The 14,580-nt window shown below is 72.1% G+C and carries 16 protein-coding genes and 2 tRNA genes; 8 read left to right on the top strand and 10 right to left on the bottom strand.

Annotation, left to right across the window (positions count from 1 at the left end; genetic code table 11):
• Positions 1–55: 55 nt before the first annotated feature.
• From A37W_RS23630 to A37W_RS0102970, 4 genes are all read right to left on the bottom strand, one after another.
• Positions 56–325: a hypothetical protein gene (locus A37W_RS23630; RefSeq protein WP_156169395.1), complete on the bottom strand. Its 270-nt coding sequence runs from the start codon at positions 323–325 to the stop codon at positions 56–58.
• A 128-nt stretch (positions 326–453) separates the two neighbouring features.
• Entirely contained in the window at positions 454–723 is a 270-nt protein-coding gene (locus A37W_RS0102980; protein ID WP_018301538.1) for a hypothetical protein, read from the bottom strand.
• 203 nt (positions 724–926) lie between these two features.
• Positions 927–1,001: transfer RNA gene (locus tag A37W_RS0102975), tRNA-Asn, on the bottom strand.
• 72 nt (positions 1,002–1,073) lie between these two features.
• Entirely contained in the window at positions 1,074–1,967 is an 894-nt protein-coding gene (locus tag A37W_RS0102970) for an MBL fold metallo-hydrolase (RefSeq protein WP_018301537.1), read from the bottom strand.
• A 45-nt stretch (positions 1,968–2,012) separates the two neighbouring features.
• On the opposite strand from A37W_RS0102970, the gene A37W_RS0102965 reads away from it, so the two are divergent.
• Positions 2,013–3,332 (top strand): ATP-binding protein, encoded by a 1,320-nt coding sequence (locus A37W_RS0102965; protein ID WP_018301536.1) that lies wholly within the window; start codon positions 2,013–2,015, stop codon positions 3,330–3,332.
• A gap of 378 nt (positions 3,333–3,710) precedes the next feature.
• Here the strand turns inward: A37W_RS0102965 and A37W_RS0102960 are convergent.
• A tRNA-Ile gene (locus A37W_RS0102960) sits at positions 3,711–3,786 on the bottom strand.
• A gap of 101 nt (positions 3,787–3,887) precedes the next feature.
• Between A37W_RS0102960 and purM the strand changes: the two genes are divergently transcribed.
• From purM to rnd, 3 genes are all read left to right on the top strand, one after another.
• On the top strand, positions 3,888–4,931 hold the full coding sequence (purM, locus tag A37W_RS0102955; RefSeq protein WP_018301535.1) for a phosphoribosylformylglycinamidine cyclo-ligase: 1,044 nt from the start codon (positions 3,888–3,890) through the stop codon (positions 4,929–4,931).
• On the top strand, positions 4,928–5,518 hold the full coding sequence (purN, locus tag A37W_RS0102950) for a phosphoribosylglycinamide formyltransferase (RefSeq protein WP_018301534.1): 591 nt from the start codon (positions 4,928–4,930) through the stop codon (positions 5,516–5,518). The genes purM and purN overlap by 4 nt, the downstream gene beginning before the upstream one ends.
• A 92-nt stretch (positions 5,519–5,610) precedes the next feature.
• Positions 5,611–6,768, top strand: coding sequence for a ribonuclease D (rnd, locus tag A37W_RS0102945; RefSeq protein WP_018301533.1), 1,158 nt, complete (start codon positions 5,611–5,613; stop codon positions 6,766–6,768).
• Positions 6,769–6,973: 205 nt separating this feature from the next.
• Here the strand turns inward: rnd and A37W_RS22670 are convergent, their stop codons facing one another.
• Positions 6,974–7,468 (bottom strand): hypothetical protein, encoded by a 495-nt coding sequence (locus A37W_RS22670; RefSeq protein WP_047772325.1) that lies wholly within the window; start codon positions 7,466–7,468, stop codon positions 6,974–6,976.
• Between the two features lie 157 nt (positions 7,469–7,625).
• On the opposite strand from A37W_RS22670, the gene A37W_RS0102935 reads away from it, so the two are divergent.
• Entirely contained in the window at positions 7,626–8,036 is a 411-nt protein-coding gene (locus A37W_RS0102935; RefSeq protein WP_018301531.1) for a SufE family protein, read from the top strand.
• On the opposite strand, the gene A37W_RS0102930 is transcribed toward A37W_RS0102935, so the two are convergent.
• Genes A37W_RS0102930 through A37W_RS0102920 form a run of 3 tightly spaced genes read right to left on the bottom strand, consistent with a single transcriptional unit; the run spans position 8,033 to position 10,834 of the window.
• Positions 8,033–8,482 (bottom strand): DUF2267 domain-containing protein, encoded by a 450-nt coding sequence (locus A37W_RS0102930; RefSeq protein WP_229666013.1) that lies wholly within the window; start codon positions 8,480–8,482, stop codon positions 8,033–8,035. The genes A37W_RS0102935 and A37W_RS0102930 overlap by 4 nt on opposite strands.
• Positions 8,483–8,498: 16 nt before the next feature.
• Positions 8,499–8,993, bottom strand: a complete 495-nt coding sequence (locus tag A37W_RS0102925; protein ID WP_018301529.1) for a GNAT family N-acetyltransferase — start codon at positions 8,991–8,993, stop codon at positions 8,499–8,501.
• Positions 8,990–10,834: an ABC-F family ATP-binding cassette domain-containing protein gene (locus A37W_RS0102920; protein ID WP_018301528.1), complete on the bottom strand. Its 1,845-nt coding sequence runs from the start codon at positions 10,832–10,834 to the stop codon at positions 8,990–8,992. The genes A37W_RS0102925 and A37W_RS0102920 overlap by 4 nt, the downstream gene beginning before the upstream one ends.
• 91 nt (positions 10,835–10,925) lie before the next feature.
• Between A37W_RS0102920 and A37W_RS20830 the strand changes: the two genes are divergently transcribed.
• From A37W_RS20830 to ndk, 3 genes are all read left to right on the top strand, one after another.
• Entirely contained in the window at positions 10,926–11,762 is an 837-nt protein-coding gene (locus A37W_RS20830) for an alpha/beta hydrolase fold domain-containing protein (protein ID WP_018301527.1), read from the top strand.
• 33 nt (positions 11,763–11,795) lie between these two features.
• Positions 11,796–12,206, top strand: coding sequence for a DUF6636 domain-containing protein (locus tag A37W_RS0102910; RefSeq protein WP_018301526.1), 411 nt, complete (start codon positions 11,796–11,798; stop codon positions 12,204–12,206).
• A gap of 191 nt (positions 12,207–12,397) precedes the next feature.
• Positions 12,398–12,820: a nucleoside-diphosphate kinase gene (gene ndk, locus A37W_RS0102905; protein ID WP_018301525.1), complete on the top strand. Its 423-nt coding sequence runs from the start codon at positions 12,398–12,400 to the stop codon at positions 12,818–12,820.
• A gap of 156 nt (positions 12,821–12,976) precedes the next feature.
• Here ndk and serS read toward each other — a convergent pair whose 3' ends face one another.
• Complete coding sequence (gene serS, locus A37W_RS0102900) at positions 12,977–14,269, bottom strand: serine--tRNA ligase (RefSeq protein WP_018301524.1); 1,293 nt, start codon at positions 14,267–14,269, stop codon at positions 12,977–12,979.
• Between the last annotated feature and the right edge of the window lie 311 nt (positions 14,270–14,580).

The raw sequence follows: 14,580 nt of genomic DNA, 5'->3' as shown, positions 1-14,580 counted from the left end.
CAAGCCGCCTGAACAGGCCGAAGTCATCACGCTCGGAGAACGACGGTCGAGAATTTCAACCAGTTCCCAGACACGACCGACCATTACCCCCTGAATAAATGCCTTGGTGCGACCGGGCCATCAGATCAAGCCGCTGATGGGCCGACGACGTTTCGAGAAACTCGATGAACCGGATGAGGGTGACGGTGTAGAAATCCGCTACTTCGTCAGCGCTGCCTACGTCGGTCGGCGACTTCGACCAGAGGAAGGCCTGGTCGTGATAAGCTCGGAGGCTACGTGTTTTGAGGTCTTGAATAATTGCGATCTTGCTGGCGCTGAGATGCATTCAGATTGTCCCTTTTCGGATACCGGAATCTGAGCGGCTCGAGCGAGCCGGGCCGATGCCGGAGTGGCGGCCCCAATCCGAAGATCGGGGACCCAGACTTCAGGTCGGCAGGGTGGCGGCGAGGTCACTCAGTCGCGCGCCGTGCCAGCGGAGCGATGCCGCATACCGATCCTCAGGAGTATCGATCTCAACGAGAAGGTCGCGCTGTCGCGCAGCACCTTTCCGACGCGCGCCGGATCCGCGGCGAAGACCAGATCGCTCATCTCGGTGAGGCGGCGGGCCAGGATCTTCGCGTCGGCCGGGAGATGGGTGCGCAGCGAAAACCGGAGGAACGACTTTTTTCGATGGGGTTCGGATCTGTCGTCCTCGGACGCAGAGCCGGGGTTGTCCTTCTTCATCAGGTAACGGGGCAGACGTCTGCGCCAGCAATAACCGGTTCGGCGGCTTTCGAGGTGGGGCGGCAAGCTCCGATTCCGGGGCGTGGGAATGCCCTCCTGTGCGCACGTTGTGCTCCGCCGTGTGCACCCGAATGTGCACCTCGTCGTCGAGCTTCGATGCTGGAACTCGGAAATCCTATAATTTCAGAGGCTTACTGGGGAGTTGGCTCCGGCGGTAGGGATCGAACCTACGACCAATTGATTAACAGTCAACTGCTCTACCGCTGAGCTACGCCGGAACACCGGGGCGCGATATAGCAAGGGGGCTCGGGGGCGTCCAGAGGGGCGGGGGCGAAAAATCGGGGGTGGCGTCAGGTCAGGCGCCAGGCAGTGTCGGGCGCAGCCGGTCCGTCGGGGCGGACGGTGGATTTCCGCATGAGGTCAACGAGATGGGCGAGGACGTTGCGGGCAGCGGCGGGCAGGAGGGCGGGCGGCGTGTCCACGTAGAGGCGGGCGGCGAGGGTGGCGGCGGTGGCGGGGCCGGTTGCGAGGACGGCGAGGATCTCGGCCTCCCGCATGCGGCGGTGGTCCATCAGCCAGCGGGTGCGGGCGGGGCCGTCGTCGATCGCCGGGCCGTGGCCGGGCAGGTAGCGGCGGGCGCCGGTGGCGAGGAGGCGCTCGCACGAGGCCATGAAGTCGGTCAGGTCGCCGTCCGGCGGCGAGATCAGGGTCGAGGCCCAGCCCATGACGTGGTCGCCGGTGAAGGCGGCGTCCCGGTACAGCAGGCAGATGTGGCTGCCGAGGTGGCCTGGTGTGTGCAGGACGCGCAGGTCCCAGCCGTCACCGGACACACCCTCGCCGTCCGCCACGGTCCGGTCGGGCACGAAGCCGCGGTCGAGGCCCTCGCCGCCGCCGAGCGCGCCCGTGCCGGCCAGCGCCTGCATCGCCGGGCTCCGCCCGTCGGTGGCGCGGCCCCAGGCGAGCATGGGAGCGCCGGTCCTGGCCGCGAGGCGGGGGGCGAGGGCGGAATGGTCGCCGTGGGCGTGGGTGACGAGGATGTGCGACACCGGGCGGCCGTCCAGCACGCCGAGAATCGCGGCCATGTGCGCCGGGTCGTCCGGACCGGGATCGATCACCGCGACCGACCGGGTGCCGAGGAGATAGGTGTTCGTCCCCCAGTACGTCATCGGCGAGGGGTTGGGCGCGACGAGGCGCACCAGTCCGGGCGACAGCTCGACGGGGCGGTCCGCCCGTGGCTCGTCCATGCGTTCCCCCTTTCTCTGTCGCGGGGCCGGGGCTAGCGTCCGGCCATGGCACTGGACTGGCTCAAGAACGGGCTGCCGCGCAACCTCTACGGACGCGCCGCGCTGATCCTCGTGGTGCCGGTGGTGATCCTGCAGCTCACCTTCTCGGTCGGGTTCGTGCAGCGGCACTTCGCGGACGTCACGCGGCAGATGACGCGATCGGTGCTGTACGAGCTGCGCTACCTCGTGGACGAGGTGTCGGCTGCGGGGACGGCGGAGCGCGCACTGCGCGAGGTCGCGGAAGTGTCGGCCGCGCTCGACCTGTCGGTGACGCTGCCGGCGGGACCGGCGCCGGCGGCCGACAGCTGGCGCTGGCGCGACCTGACGGCGCCGCGGGTGGTGGCGGTCCTGCGCGAGGGGCTGCCGGGGCTGCTCGCCGCGCGGTTGCCGGACAGCCAGGTGGTGGATCTCTGGATCGAGGTGCCGCAGGGGGTGATGGAGGTGCGCTTCGATCGGGCGCGGGTGTCGGCGTCGAACCCGCACCAGCTGCTGGTGCTGACGCTGGGCCTGGCGCTGCTGATGACGGGGATCGCGTACGTCTTCCTGCGCAACCAGCTGCGGCCGATCAAGCGGATGGCGGCGGCGGCGACCGAGTTCGGCCGCGGGCGGATCGTGCCCTACGCGCCGTCGGGGGCGACGGAGGTGCGGGCGGCGGGGGCCGCGTTCCTCGACATGCGCAACCGGATCGAGCGGCAGCGCGAGACGCGCACGATGATGCTGTCGGGGGTGAGCCACGATCTGCGCACGCCGCTGACGCGGCTGCGCCTCGGCCTTTCGATGCTGCCGGAGGACGAGGCGGCGCCGCTGATCCGCGACGTGGAGGAGATGCAGAGGCTGACCGACGCCTTTCTCGACTTCGCCCGCGGCGACGCGGAGGGCGAGATGGGGCGCGGCGATCCCGCGGAGATCGCGGCGTCGGTGGTGGCGGACGCGGTGAGGACCGGCGCGGCGGCGGCGCTGCGGCCGGTGGAGGGGGAGGCGGCGGAGGTGGCGCTGCGGCCCGTGGCGGTGCGGCGGGCGCTGGAGAATCTGCTGTCGAACGCCCTGCGCCACGGCACCCGCGCCGAGGTGGCGGTGGCGTTCGGAGAGAAGTCGGTGCGGCTGACGGTGGAGGATGACGGGCCCGGCATCCCGCCCGAGGCGCGGGGCGAGGCGATCCGGCCGTTCACCCGGCTGGATCCCGCCCGGAACCAGGACCGTGGCTCGGGGGTGGGGCTGGGCCTCGCCATCGTGGCCGACATCGCGCGGGCGCATGGCGGCGCGCTGCGGCTGGGCGAGAGCGAGCGGCTGGGGGGGCTGAAGGCGGATCTGGTGATCGCGCGGTGAGGGGGGCGGTGCCGGTGAGGCCGACCGATCCTGCCCGGTCCGATTGCGTCACGTCCAAGCGGCGCTTCTGACTGACCTCGCGACAAATGCGCCGTCCCCGCGACCCGCCCGCCCGGCGCGACCAGCGACGGGCCGCGCCCGCCCCTCCCGGGGGGCGGGCGCCCCCGCGGCGTTCTGCGAGACAGGAGCGTCGTCCGGTGTGGAGGGATAAAACGCGCGTCACCGGCGCTGCGAGGCGCCCACCCAGGGGCGGTCGCGGCCCGTCGCTGGCCGCTGGTCGCTGGAGAAGGCGGCGAGGACGACTGTCGCGGTCGGCGTTTCGTGGCTTCCCGTTCGATCGGGGCAGCGCCGGAGGTTCGCGGCACGCCGTTGCACCCCTGGTAGGCCCGGCAGGATTCGAACCTGCAACCAAACCGTTATGAGCGGTCTGCTCTGACCGTTGAGCTACGGGCCCCCGCCCGACCTATGACCGCCGCCCCCCGCACGGTCAAGTTGCCGCTGGAAAAGGCGGGGCCGCTGCGCTAGGCGGGCCGCGACCGACGGACGGGGGCTGCGATGACGGGCAAGAACGGGCTCACCTATGCTCAGGCGGGCGTGGACATCGACGCCGGCAACGCCCTGGTCGAACGGATCAAGCCCGCGGCGAAGTCCACCGACCGGCCGGGTACGGTGTCCGGCCTCGGCGGCTTCGGCGCGCTCTTCGACCTCAAGGCCGCGGGCTACACCGATCCGGTCCTCGTCGCGGCGACGGACGGGGTGGGCACCAAGCTGCGGATCGCGATCGAGACGGGGGAGGTCGATACGATCGGCATCGACCTCGTCGCGATGTGCGTGAACGACCTCGTCTGCCAGGGCGCGGAGCCGCTGTTCTTCCTCGACTACTTCGCCACCGGCAAGCTGGAGGTCGACGCCGCCGCCCGCATCGTCGAGGGGATCGCGGCCGGCTGCCGCGCCTCGGGCTGCGCGCTGATCGGCGGCGAGACGGCCGAGATGCCGGGCATGTATCACGGCGGCGACTTCGACCTCGCCGGCTTCGCGGTCGGGGCGATGGAGCGGGGGACGGCGCTGCCGGCCGGCGTGGCGGAGGGCAACGTGCTGCTGGGGCTGGCCGCGGACGGGGTCCATTCCAACGGATATTCGCTGGTGCGGCGGATCGTGGAGGGAGCGGGCCTCGGCTGGACCGACCCGGCGCCGTTCGCCGACGGACCGCTCGGGCCCGCGCTCCTGACGCCGACGCGGCTCTATGTCCGGCCGGCGCTGGCGGCGATCCGGGCGGGGGGCGTGCGCGCGCTCGCCCACATCACCGGTGGCGGGCTGACCGAGAACCTGCCGCGGGTCCTGCCCGAGGGCCTGGGCGCGACGATCGACCTTTCCGCGTGGCGCCTGCCGCCGGTCTTCGCCTGGCTGGCGCAGGAGGGCGGGCTGGAGACGGCGGAGCTGCTGAAGACCTTCAACGCCGGGATCGGCATGGTCGTGGTCGCCGACGCCGCGCGGGCCGACGCGGTGGCGGCGCTGCTGGAAGGCGAGGGCGAGGCGGTCCACCGGCTCGGCACCGTCACGGCGGGGCAGGGCGTGACCTACGAGGGTGCGCTGGCGTGAGGAAACGCACCGCGATCCTGATCTCGGGGTCGGGATCGAACATGGCCCGCCTGGTCGAGGACATGGCCGACAAGGGCCATCCGGCGCAGCCGGTGCTGGTGGTCTCGAACGTGCCGGAGGCGGGCGGCCTCGCCAAGGCGCGCAGGCTGAACGTGCCGACCTTCGTCGTCGATCACCGGGCCCACGGCGGCCGGGCCGGCTTCGAGGCCGAGCTCGACCGCGTCCTGCGCGCCGCGCGGGCCGAGATCGTCTGCCTCGCCGGGTTCATGCGCGTCCTGTCGGGCGACTTCGTCGCCGGGTGGGAAGGCAGGATGCTGAACATCCACCCCTCGCTGCTGCCGAGGCACCGCGGCCTCGATACCCACGCCCGTGCGCTGGCCGAGGGCGATGCCCGCCACGGCTGCACCGTGCACGAGGTGACCGCGGCACTCGACGACGGCCCGGTCCTGGGACAGGCGTCGCTCGACGTGATCCCGGGCGAGACGCCGGAGGCGCTCGCCGCGCGGGTGCTGCGGCTGGAGCATCGGCTCTACCCGGCCGTCCTGCGCCGCTTCGCCGCCGGCGACACGACTCCGGTCCTCCTCTGAGGCGCTGCCGACGCCTTTCCTTGGCGCGCGCGACGGCCTAAAAGCCGGGAACCGCCGGCGCGGGATCAAGAAGAACCGAGCGACAGGACCAGATGCAGACGATCACCACCACCGACGCGCTGGCCGCGTTCTGCGCTCGCGCGGCCGGCCACCCCTACGTCACCGTCGATACCGAGTTCCTGCGCGAGCGGACCTACTATTCCAAGCTCTGCCTGATCCAGCTCGCCCATCCCGGCGAGGACGAGGACAGCGCGGTGCTCGTCGATCCGCTGGTCGAGGGGCTGAGCCTCGATCCCCTGTACGACCTGTTCCGCGATCCCGGCGTCGTGAAGGTGTTCCACGCCGCGCGGCAGGATCTGGAGATCTTCTTCGTCGACCGCGGCGTGATCCCGGCGCCGCTGTTCGACACGCAGGTCGCGGCGATGGTCTGCGGCTACGGCGAGCAGGTCGGCTACGAGACGCTGGTGCGCAAAATCGCCAAGGCCGAGATCGACAAGTCCTCGCGCTTCACCGACTGGTCGCGGCGGCCGCTGACCGAGGCGCAGCTGCGCTACGCGCTGGCGGACGTGACGCATCTGCGGGTGATCTACGAGGAACTGTCGGAGCGGCTGGACCGCACCGGCCGCGCCCGCTGGGTCGAGGAGGAGATGGGGGTGCTGACCGACCCCGCCACCTACCGCGTCGATCCCGACGAGGCGTGGCAGCGGGTGAAGACGCGCACCAACTCCGGCCGCTTCCTGGCCATCGTGCGCGAGCTGGCGAAGTTCCGCGAGGTCTATGCCCAGACCCGCGACGTGCCCCGCAGCCGCGTGTTCAAGGACGACGCGCTGGTCGAGCTCGCCTCGACCAAGCCGACCACCGAGAAGGACCTCGGCCGCTCGCGCCTGCTGCTGCGCGAGGCGCGGCGGGGGGACATCGCGGACGGCATCCTCGCCGCGGTGAAGGCCGGTCTCGAGACGCCGCCCGAGGACCAGCCGCGCCCGGACCGCACGCGCGAGCAGCAGCAGGTGAACCCGGCGCTGGCGGACCTTCTGCGCGTGCTGCTGAAGGCACGGGCCGAGCGGGAGAACGTGGCGGCGAAGCTGATCGCCTCGGCCGCCGACCTCGACGCGATCGCCAGCGGCGAGCGGGACGTGGCGGCGCTGAACGGCTGGCGTCACGAGGTTTTCGGCGCCGAGGCGCTGATGCTGTGCGAGGGCAAGGTGGCGCTCGCGGCGAAGGGGCCGAACGTGGTGACGGTGGCGCTGTAGGGGCGGCGTTCGATCGCCCCGCCCCGGCCCTGAGTCGGGGCCCCGACGGCACGGGAGCGCCCTGATCGGAGAGGCCCCGGGTCAGGCCCGGGGCGGGTATTTCGGGGGGCCGGCGCCGTGCTCTGCGCCCCTCGCGCCGGGGAATTCGGCGCTGCGCCCTGCGCCCGTTCGCGCCTCGGCTCGGCGCCACGTGCGTGTCCTACCGTCAGCGCCGCGCTTCGCGTCCGTTCGTCTGACCGACCACCCGGATCGCGCTGATCCCGGCCAGCTCGCGCGCCTCGAACGAGCGCGCCACCGTCACCGTGCGGGTCCGCTCCGGTCCGCCGGGCGGTACCTGCGGCGGCTGTTCCACCCGGAACTCCAGCACCAGCGTCCCGCCGGAGACCCCGCGGGGCACGAGGTCGGCGTTGTAGACGCCCTGCGTCGCGGCGGTGCCGGTGGCGCGGACGATGGCGCCGCGGGGCGTGCGCTCCACACTCATCTCGTCCACCTGTGCGATGGCGGGCCGGGTGTCGGCGACCACCGCCACGTCTGCCGTCGTCACGAGGGGGCGGCGCGTGGCGGGGTCCGGCGCAGTGGCCATCACCTCGGTCGAGCCGCCGAACCAGCCGAACGGGTTGAGCGGCGAATTCGCCAGCCGGGCGCAACCGGGGGCGGCGCCGAGGGCGGCGAAGGCGAGGAGAAGGGGCAGGGTGCGCATCGGTGTCTTCGTCTTGGGGTCGCCCGACCGGGGGTAGCCGAAACCCGGCCGCATGGGAAGCGCCGGGCTGGACGCCCTCTCCCGCGGCTCCTATGTCGGGGCCTCAGCGACACGGGCCTCAGCGTTACGGGCCGCAGCAGGATTTGGGGGAAGACCCATGGCCACCGAGGCCTTCGAGGAGATCGCCGAGACCTTCGCCTTCCTGGACGACTGGGAAGAGCGATACCGGCACGTCATCGAGCTCGGCCGCGAGATGCCGCCGCTCGACGACGCGCTGAAGGTGCCGGCGACGAAGGTGAAGGGCTGCGCCAGCCAGGTCTGGCTGGTGCCGCGGATCGAGGCCGGGCGCTACGACTTCGCCGGCGAATCCGACGCGATGATCGTGAACGGCCTGATCGCCATCCTGCACGCGCTCTATGCCGGGGTGCCGGTGGCCGAGGTGCCGGGGCTGGACGCCGAGGGCGAGCTGGGGCGGCTCGGCCTGCAGGGCCACCTGTCGTCGCAGCGCTCCAACGGGCTGCGCGCGATGGTGGAGCGGATCCGCCGAACGGCGGCGGAGGCAGCCTAGCCGATCCGCGCGGCGATGCCCGAGGGGTGCGAGGGCGTGGACCAGAACTCACTTGCGAAGGGCGGCAGCCGCGCCAGCGCCCGGTCGATGTCGGGCGCCCGGACCTGCCGGCGCAGCGCGACGGCGCAGGCCTCGACCGCATTGTCCGGCGTCAGGTTGTGGTCGGGCCGCAGCGCCCTGGCCTCCGCCGTCCAGTCGGCGCGGGTGCCGGGCGCGGCCGTCGGCGCGCCCGTGTCCCACCCTTCGACGAAGATCGCCCGCACCACCGCCGGCAACATGTCCGCGAAGCCCAGCGCCTCGGCCACCGTCAGCCGACGGCGGAAGGCGTGGAGGACGCCCTGGATCGCGGTGTAGGCGGAATTGTCCGAGACGAGGTCCGTCTCGGCGCGAAAGTCGTCCAGGAACCGCCGCCACTCGGCGCTCGCGTGGCGGTAGGTCCAGGGCATCGGCATCGGCAGGATCTCAGGGAAGGGGGCGGTAGAGGATGTGCAGGCCGACCCGCCCCTCGCGGGGGTGGTCGAAGCCGCCGGGGATCGTGCCCACGATGTCGAAGCCGAGGTCGGCGTACAGCTTCAGCGCGCCGCGGTTGCTCTCGGCCACCGCGTTGAACTGCAGCCCGGCGAAGCCGTCCGCCGCCAGCCGCTCCAGCGAGTCCACCACCAGCGCCCGCCCCACGCCGCGCCCCTGCGCGTCCGCTGCGACCATGTAGCTGGCATTCGCGATGTGGGCGCCGGGCCCCGCGCGGTTCGGCCCCATGTGGGCGGTGCCGAGCACCCGGCCGTCCACCTCCGCCACCGTGACGTGCGTGGAGGGCGGGCCGCACCAGAAGTCCTTCGCCTCCGCCTCCCCCATGCCGGGATCGACCGTATAGGCCTCGCCCGCCCGCACGACCGGCTCCACGATCGCCCAGATCGCTGGCCAGTCGGCGTCGGTCGCTGGCCGGACGGTCACGGTCACGCTGCTTCCGCCTTCTCCAGCTTCTCCAGCGCCGCCATCCACATTGCCTCGGCCCGGCGCAGGCCGTCCATCACCTCGGCATACTTGCGGTTCCAGGTCTCCAGCTCGCCCGCGCGGCCGTCCTCGTAGAGCGCGGGATCGGCCAGCTTCTTCGCCAGCCGGTCGCGCATCTCCTCGATCTTGTTCACCCGCTCCTCGCATTTGCGGACCTCGGCCTTCAGCGCCAGCATCGCCTCGCGCGTCGGCTTCGGCGCCCTGGGCGGGGCCGGTCTGTCCTTCGCCGGCGCGTCCGGCGTCAGCAGCATGCGGCGATAGGCGGCGAGGTCGTCCTCGAAGGGCGTGACGCGGCCGTCCTTCACCAGCCACAGCAGGTCCGCGACCAGCGACAGCAGGTGCATGTCGTGGCTGACGAGGATCACGGCGCCCGAATAGGCCGCCAGCGCCTCGATCAGCGCCTCGCGGCTCTCGATGTCGAGGTGGTTGGTCGGCTCGTCGAGGATCAGGAGGTGCGGCGCCTCGATGGTGGCCAGCAGCAGCGACAGCCGGGCCTTCTGGCCGCCCGACAGGCGCCCGACCTCGGTCTCGGCCTGCGCTGCCATCAGGCCGAAGCCGGCGAGCCGCGCCCGCAGCTTCGGCTGCGGCGTCTCGGGCAGGGCGCGGATCAGGTGCTGCAGCGGCGTCTCGTCGATGCGCAGCTCGTCCACCTGGTGCTGCGCGAAGTAGCCGACGCGCAGCTTGCCGGACGCGTGCACGCGGCCTGCCATCGCCTCCAGCTTGCCGGCCAGCAGCTTGGCGAAGGTCGACTTGCCCTCGCCGTTGCGGCCCAGCAGCGCGATCCGGTCGTCCTGGTCGATCCGGAGGTCGAGCCGCGACAGGACCGTCCGCTCGCCGTAGCCGACGGCCGCGCCTTCCATCCGCACGATGGGCGGCGACAGCTCCTCCGGCTCTGGAAAGGTGAAGACGGTGCGCGCTGCGTCCTCGGGCACGCGGATCGTCTCCATCTTCTCCAGCATCTTCACCCGGGACTGCGCCTGCCGGGCCTTGGACGCCTTGGCCTTGAACCGGTCGACGAAGGATTGCAGGTGGGCGCGGGCCGCCTCCTGCTTCTTCGCCTGCGCCATCAGGTTGGCCCGCCGCTCGGCCCGCTGGCGGGCGAACTGGTCGTAGGGCCCGGTCCAGTAGGTGAGCGTCCGGTTCTCCAGGTGCAGGATGCCGGTGACCGAGCGGTTCAGCAGCTCGCGGTCGTGGCTGACGACCAGCACCGTGTGCGGATACTTCGCGATGTAGCTCTCCAGCCAGAGCGCGCCCTCGAGGTCGAGATAGTTCGTCGGCTCGTCGAGGAGCAGGAGATCCGGCTGCGCGAACAGGACCGCGGCGAGCGCCACGCGCATCCGCCAGCCGCCCGAGAAGGCCGAGCAGGGCTGCGTCACCTCGTCCTGGGTGAAGCCGAGGCCACGGAGGATGGTGGAGGCGCGCGCCTCCGCGCTCCACGCGTCGATGTCGGCGAGGCGGGTCTGGATCTCGGCGATGCGGTGGGCGTCTGTCGCCTCTTCGGCCATCAGCGCCGCCCGCTCGGTGTCGGCGGCCAGCACGGTGTCGAGGAGCGAGACGTCGGACCCCGGCACCTCCTGCGCGACGCCGCCGATGCGGGCGCCCTTCGGCACCTCGATCTCGCCGCCGTCCAGCGTCAGCTCGCCCCGGATCAGCCGGAACAGGGTGGTCTTGCCGGTGCCGTTGCGGCCGACGAGGCCGACCTTGTGGCCGGCGGGGATCGTCGCCGAGGCACCCTCGAACAGGGGCCGGCCCTCGACCGAATAGGAGATGTCCGCGATCTTCAGCATGGGGCGCGGAGTGGCAGAGCCGGGGCGGGCCGTCAATCGCGCCGCGCGGCAGGCGGGAACCGGGACCGCGGAGCCGGTCGTTGGAGACCCCATGGACAGACGCCCCCGCACCTTCGGCGACGTCGTGGCGCTCATCGCGGCCACCGACCTCGGCGACAGCCCCGACGAGATGAGGGCCGGTTTCGCGCGCCTCGCCGGTCCACAGCCCGGTGCGGAAGCGCTGCGCCTCGGCCCGGTGGAGGCATTGGCCGTGGGGCAGGGGCCGACGCTGCTGTGGTTCCACGGCGGCGGCTATGTCTTCGGTGCGCCCGGGACGCATCTGGCGCTGGCGCACGGGCTGGCGGCGGGGAACGTGCGGGTGGTGCTGCCCGGCTATCGGCTGGCGCCGGAGCATCCCTGGCCGGCGATGCTGGACGACGCGCTGGCGGCGCTGGATGCCCTCGACGGCAAGGTGATCCTCGGCGGCGACAGCGCGGGCGGGCACCTGGCGCTGAACGTCGCGCTTCAGCGGCCGGGGAGGGCGGCGGGCCTGGCACTGATCTCGCCCAACACCGACCGCACGGGGCGGAGCACGACCCGCGGGCGCGAGACCGACCTGATGAACGACGACGCCACCGACGCCCGCCTCGCCGCGATGGCGATGCCGGGGATGGCGCCGGAAGACCCGGCCGCCTCGCCGCTGCTGGCGGACCTCTCGGGCCTGCCGCCGCTGCACCTGGAGCTGGCGGGCGACGAGATCCTGCTGGACGACGGGCTGCTGCTGGCGCGGGCGGCGGCGCTGGCGGGCGCCCGCGTCTCGCTGCACGTGACGCCGGAGATGTTCCATCTCTTTCCGCTCTGGCCGGACGCGATCCCGGAGGGGCAGGCGGCACTCGCGCGCATCGCCACCTTCGCGCGACGCTTGTCCGGGGTGGGACCGGGGCTCTAGGCTGGCGGCGATTTCAGTCAGGAGTTCTTCGCCATGCGCCTTTCCTTCCTCGCCCTCGCGCCCTGCCTCTCCCTCGCCGCGCCCGTCGCGGCGCAGGACTACGTCACCTTCCACTCGCCGTCCGGCAACATCCACTGCGCGATGCATGCGCGAAACTACGTCGCCGTCCGTTGCGACATTCTCGAGGGCACGCTCAGCTTCCCGCAGCGCCCCGCGGATTGCGACCTCGACTGGGGCCGCGCGTTCGAGGTGGGCGCGGCCGGTCCGGGTCAGCCGATCTGCCACGGCGACACCGTGATCCACAACGACTCGCCCGTGCTGCCCTATGGCCAGCAGATCGCCTTCGGGCCGTTCACCTGCACCTCCGAGATGTCGGGCGTCACCTGCACCAACCAGGGTGGCCACGGCTTCACCCTGCGCCGGGCGGCGCAGCAGGTGTTCTGACCCTCCCTCTCATCGAGCCATAAATATCCCCAGGGGGAGGCCGGCGTCAGCCGGACGGGGGCGGGACGCCCCCCGCGCCAAGGAGCGTGCGCCGCAAGGCGCGCCGCCGGATCGCCGGCTCTTTCCTTCCTCGGCGGGGCCATGCTAGGCGGGCGCCCGAACCCACGACCCCCTTTTGCAGGAAGACCAAGATGGCCACCGAACGCACCCTGTCGATCATCAAGCCCGACGCGACCCGCCGCAACCTCACCGGCAAGATCAACGCCAAGTTCGAGGATGCAGGCCTGCGCATCGTGGCGCAGAAGCGGATCCACCTGACCAAGGCGCAGGCGGGCGAGTTCTACAAGGTCCACGCCGCCCGCCCGTTCTACGACGAGCTGACCACCTTCATGGCGTCCGAGCCGGTGGTGGTGCAGGTGCTGGAAGGCGAGAGCGCGATCCAGAAGAACCGCGACGTGATGGGCGCGACCAATCCCGCCGACGCCGCGCCCGGCACGATCCGCGCCGAGTTCGCCGAGTCGGTCGGCGAGAACTCGGTCCACGGCTCGGACGCGCCGGAGACTGCGAAGGAAGAGATCTCGTTCTTCTTCTCCGGCCTCGAACTGGTCGGCTGAGACGACGCGCGGGGTCCCGGCCGGTCCGGGACCCCGCCGCCCCGATCACCCGTCCCGGCCTCGAGCCGGGACCTGGATCGGGCAAAGCGCCCCATCTGCGCGGGGCCCCGGGTCAGGCCCGGGGCGGGTCGTCCGGGGCAGCGCCGCCGCCCCAGACTACTCCAACCGCCCCTCCGCCGTGATCCGCGTCGCGCCCCGCAGGTACGGATGCAGCGCCTCCGGCAGCGTCACCGAGCCGTCCTCCTCCTGCCCGTTCTCCAGCACCGCGATCAGCGCCCGGCCCACGGCGAGGCCGGAGCCGTTCAGCGTGTGCACGTACTCCGGCTTGCCGCCGTCCGCCGGCCGGTAGCGGCCGTTCATCCGCCGCGCCTGCCAGTCGCCGCAGGTCGAGACCGAGCTGATCTCGCGGTAGGTGTTCTGTCCCGGCAGCCAGACCTCCAGGTCGTGGGTCCGCCGCGCGCCGCCGCCCATGTCTCCGGTCGACAGCTTCATCACCCGGTAGGGCAGCTCCAGCGCCTCCAGCACGCTCGCCGCGCAGCGGGTCATCCGCTCGTGCTCGGCCTCGGACTGGTCGGGGGTGCAGATGGTGACCATCTCCACCTTCTCGAACTGGTGCTGGCGCAGCATGCCGGCGGTGTCGCGCCCCGCGCTGCCGGCCTCGGAGCGGAAGCAGTTGGTGTGCGCCACCATCCGCCACGGCAGGCGGGCGGCGTCGACGATCTGCCCGTGCACCATGTTGGTCAGCGTCACCTCGGCGGTCGGGATCAGCCACCACCCGGTCGTGGTCTGGTAGCTGTCCTCGCCGAACTTCGGCAGCTGGCCGGTGCCCAGCATCATTTCAGGCTTCACCAGCACCGGGGTGATCGTCTCCTCCAGCCCGTTCTGTTCGACATGGTGGTCGAGCATGAACTGCGCGAGCGCCCGGTGCAGGCGCGCGGCGGCCGAGCGCAGGACGACGAAGCGGCTGCCCGACAGCATCGCCGCGGCCTCGAAGTCGAGCTGGTCCTTCACGGCGGGGATCTCGTAGTGCTCCCGCGGGTCGAACGAGAAGTTGCGCGGCGCGCCCCAGCGGCTGAGCTCGACGTTCGAGTCCTCGTCGGCGCCCACGGGCACGTCGTCGTAGGGCAGGTTCGGGATCGTCAGGAGCAGCGCCTGCAGCTCGTCGTCCTTGGCCTTCGCCGCGTCGGCGAGGCGCTGGCCCTCTTCCTTGTGCTCGGCCACCTCGGCGCGGAGCCGCTGGAAGCGGTCCTCGTCGCCGGCGGCCTTCGCCGCGCCGATCTCCTTGCTGGCTCTGTTCTGCGCGGCCCGCAGCGTTTCGGCCTTGTGGATCAGGCCGCGCCGCTCCTCGTCGAGGGCGAGGATGGCCGGCGACATCGGCGCCATGCCCCGGGACGACAGCGCCGCGTCGAAGGCGGCGGGATTGTCGCGGATCTGGCGGATGTCGTGCATGGCACCTCTCCTCTTCGGGGGCCGGTTTCGGGTGCGGGCGATATGCCGCAAGGCGGGACGGAGGGGAACCGGGAAAAGGGGGCGCGTGGCACGGTGGCAGGGGCTGCGGATAGCGGACCCTGCCCGGAAGCAGCCGCGAAGCGACCCGGGCAGCGTCTGGCCGCCCCCCGGCCAGACGCTTCCTCGCCGCCTGCGGGACGATCGAAGGCGTCCGGCGAGCGGAGATGAAGCTCGACTATCGACGCGTCAGAGCGTCTGACCGCGGCCAGACGCCGCCCTTCTGTCGCTCGGAGCCCGACCGCGGCCGCGCC

The organism is Wenxinia marina DSM 24838, from assembly GCF_000379485.1.
Lineage (GTDB): Bacteria > Pseudomonadota > Alphaproteobacteria > Rhodobacterales > Rhodobacteraceae > Wenxinia > Wenxinia marina.
The sequence above is the reverse complement of the archived record's forward strand: the minus strand, read 5'-3'. Positions and strand labels throughout refer to the sequence as shown.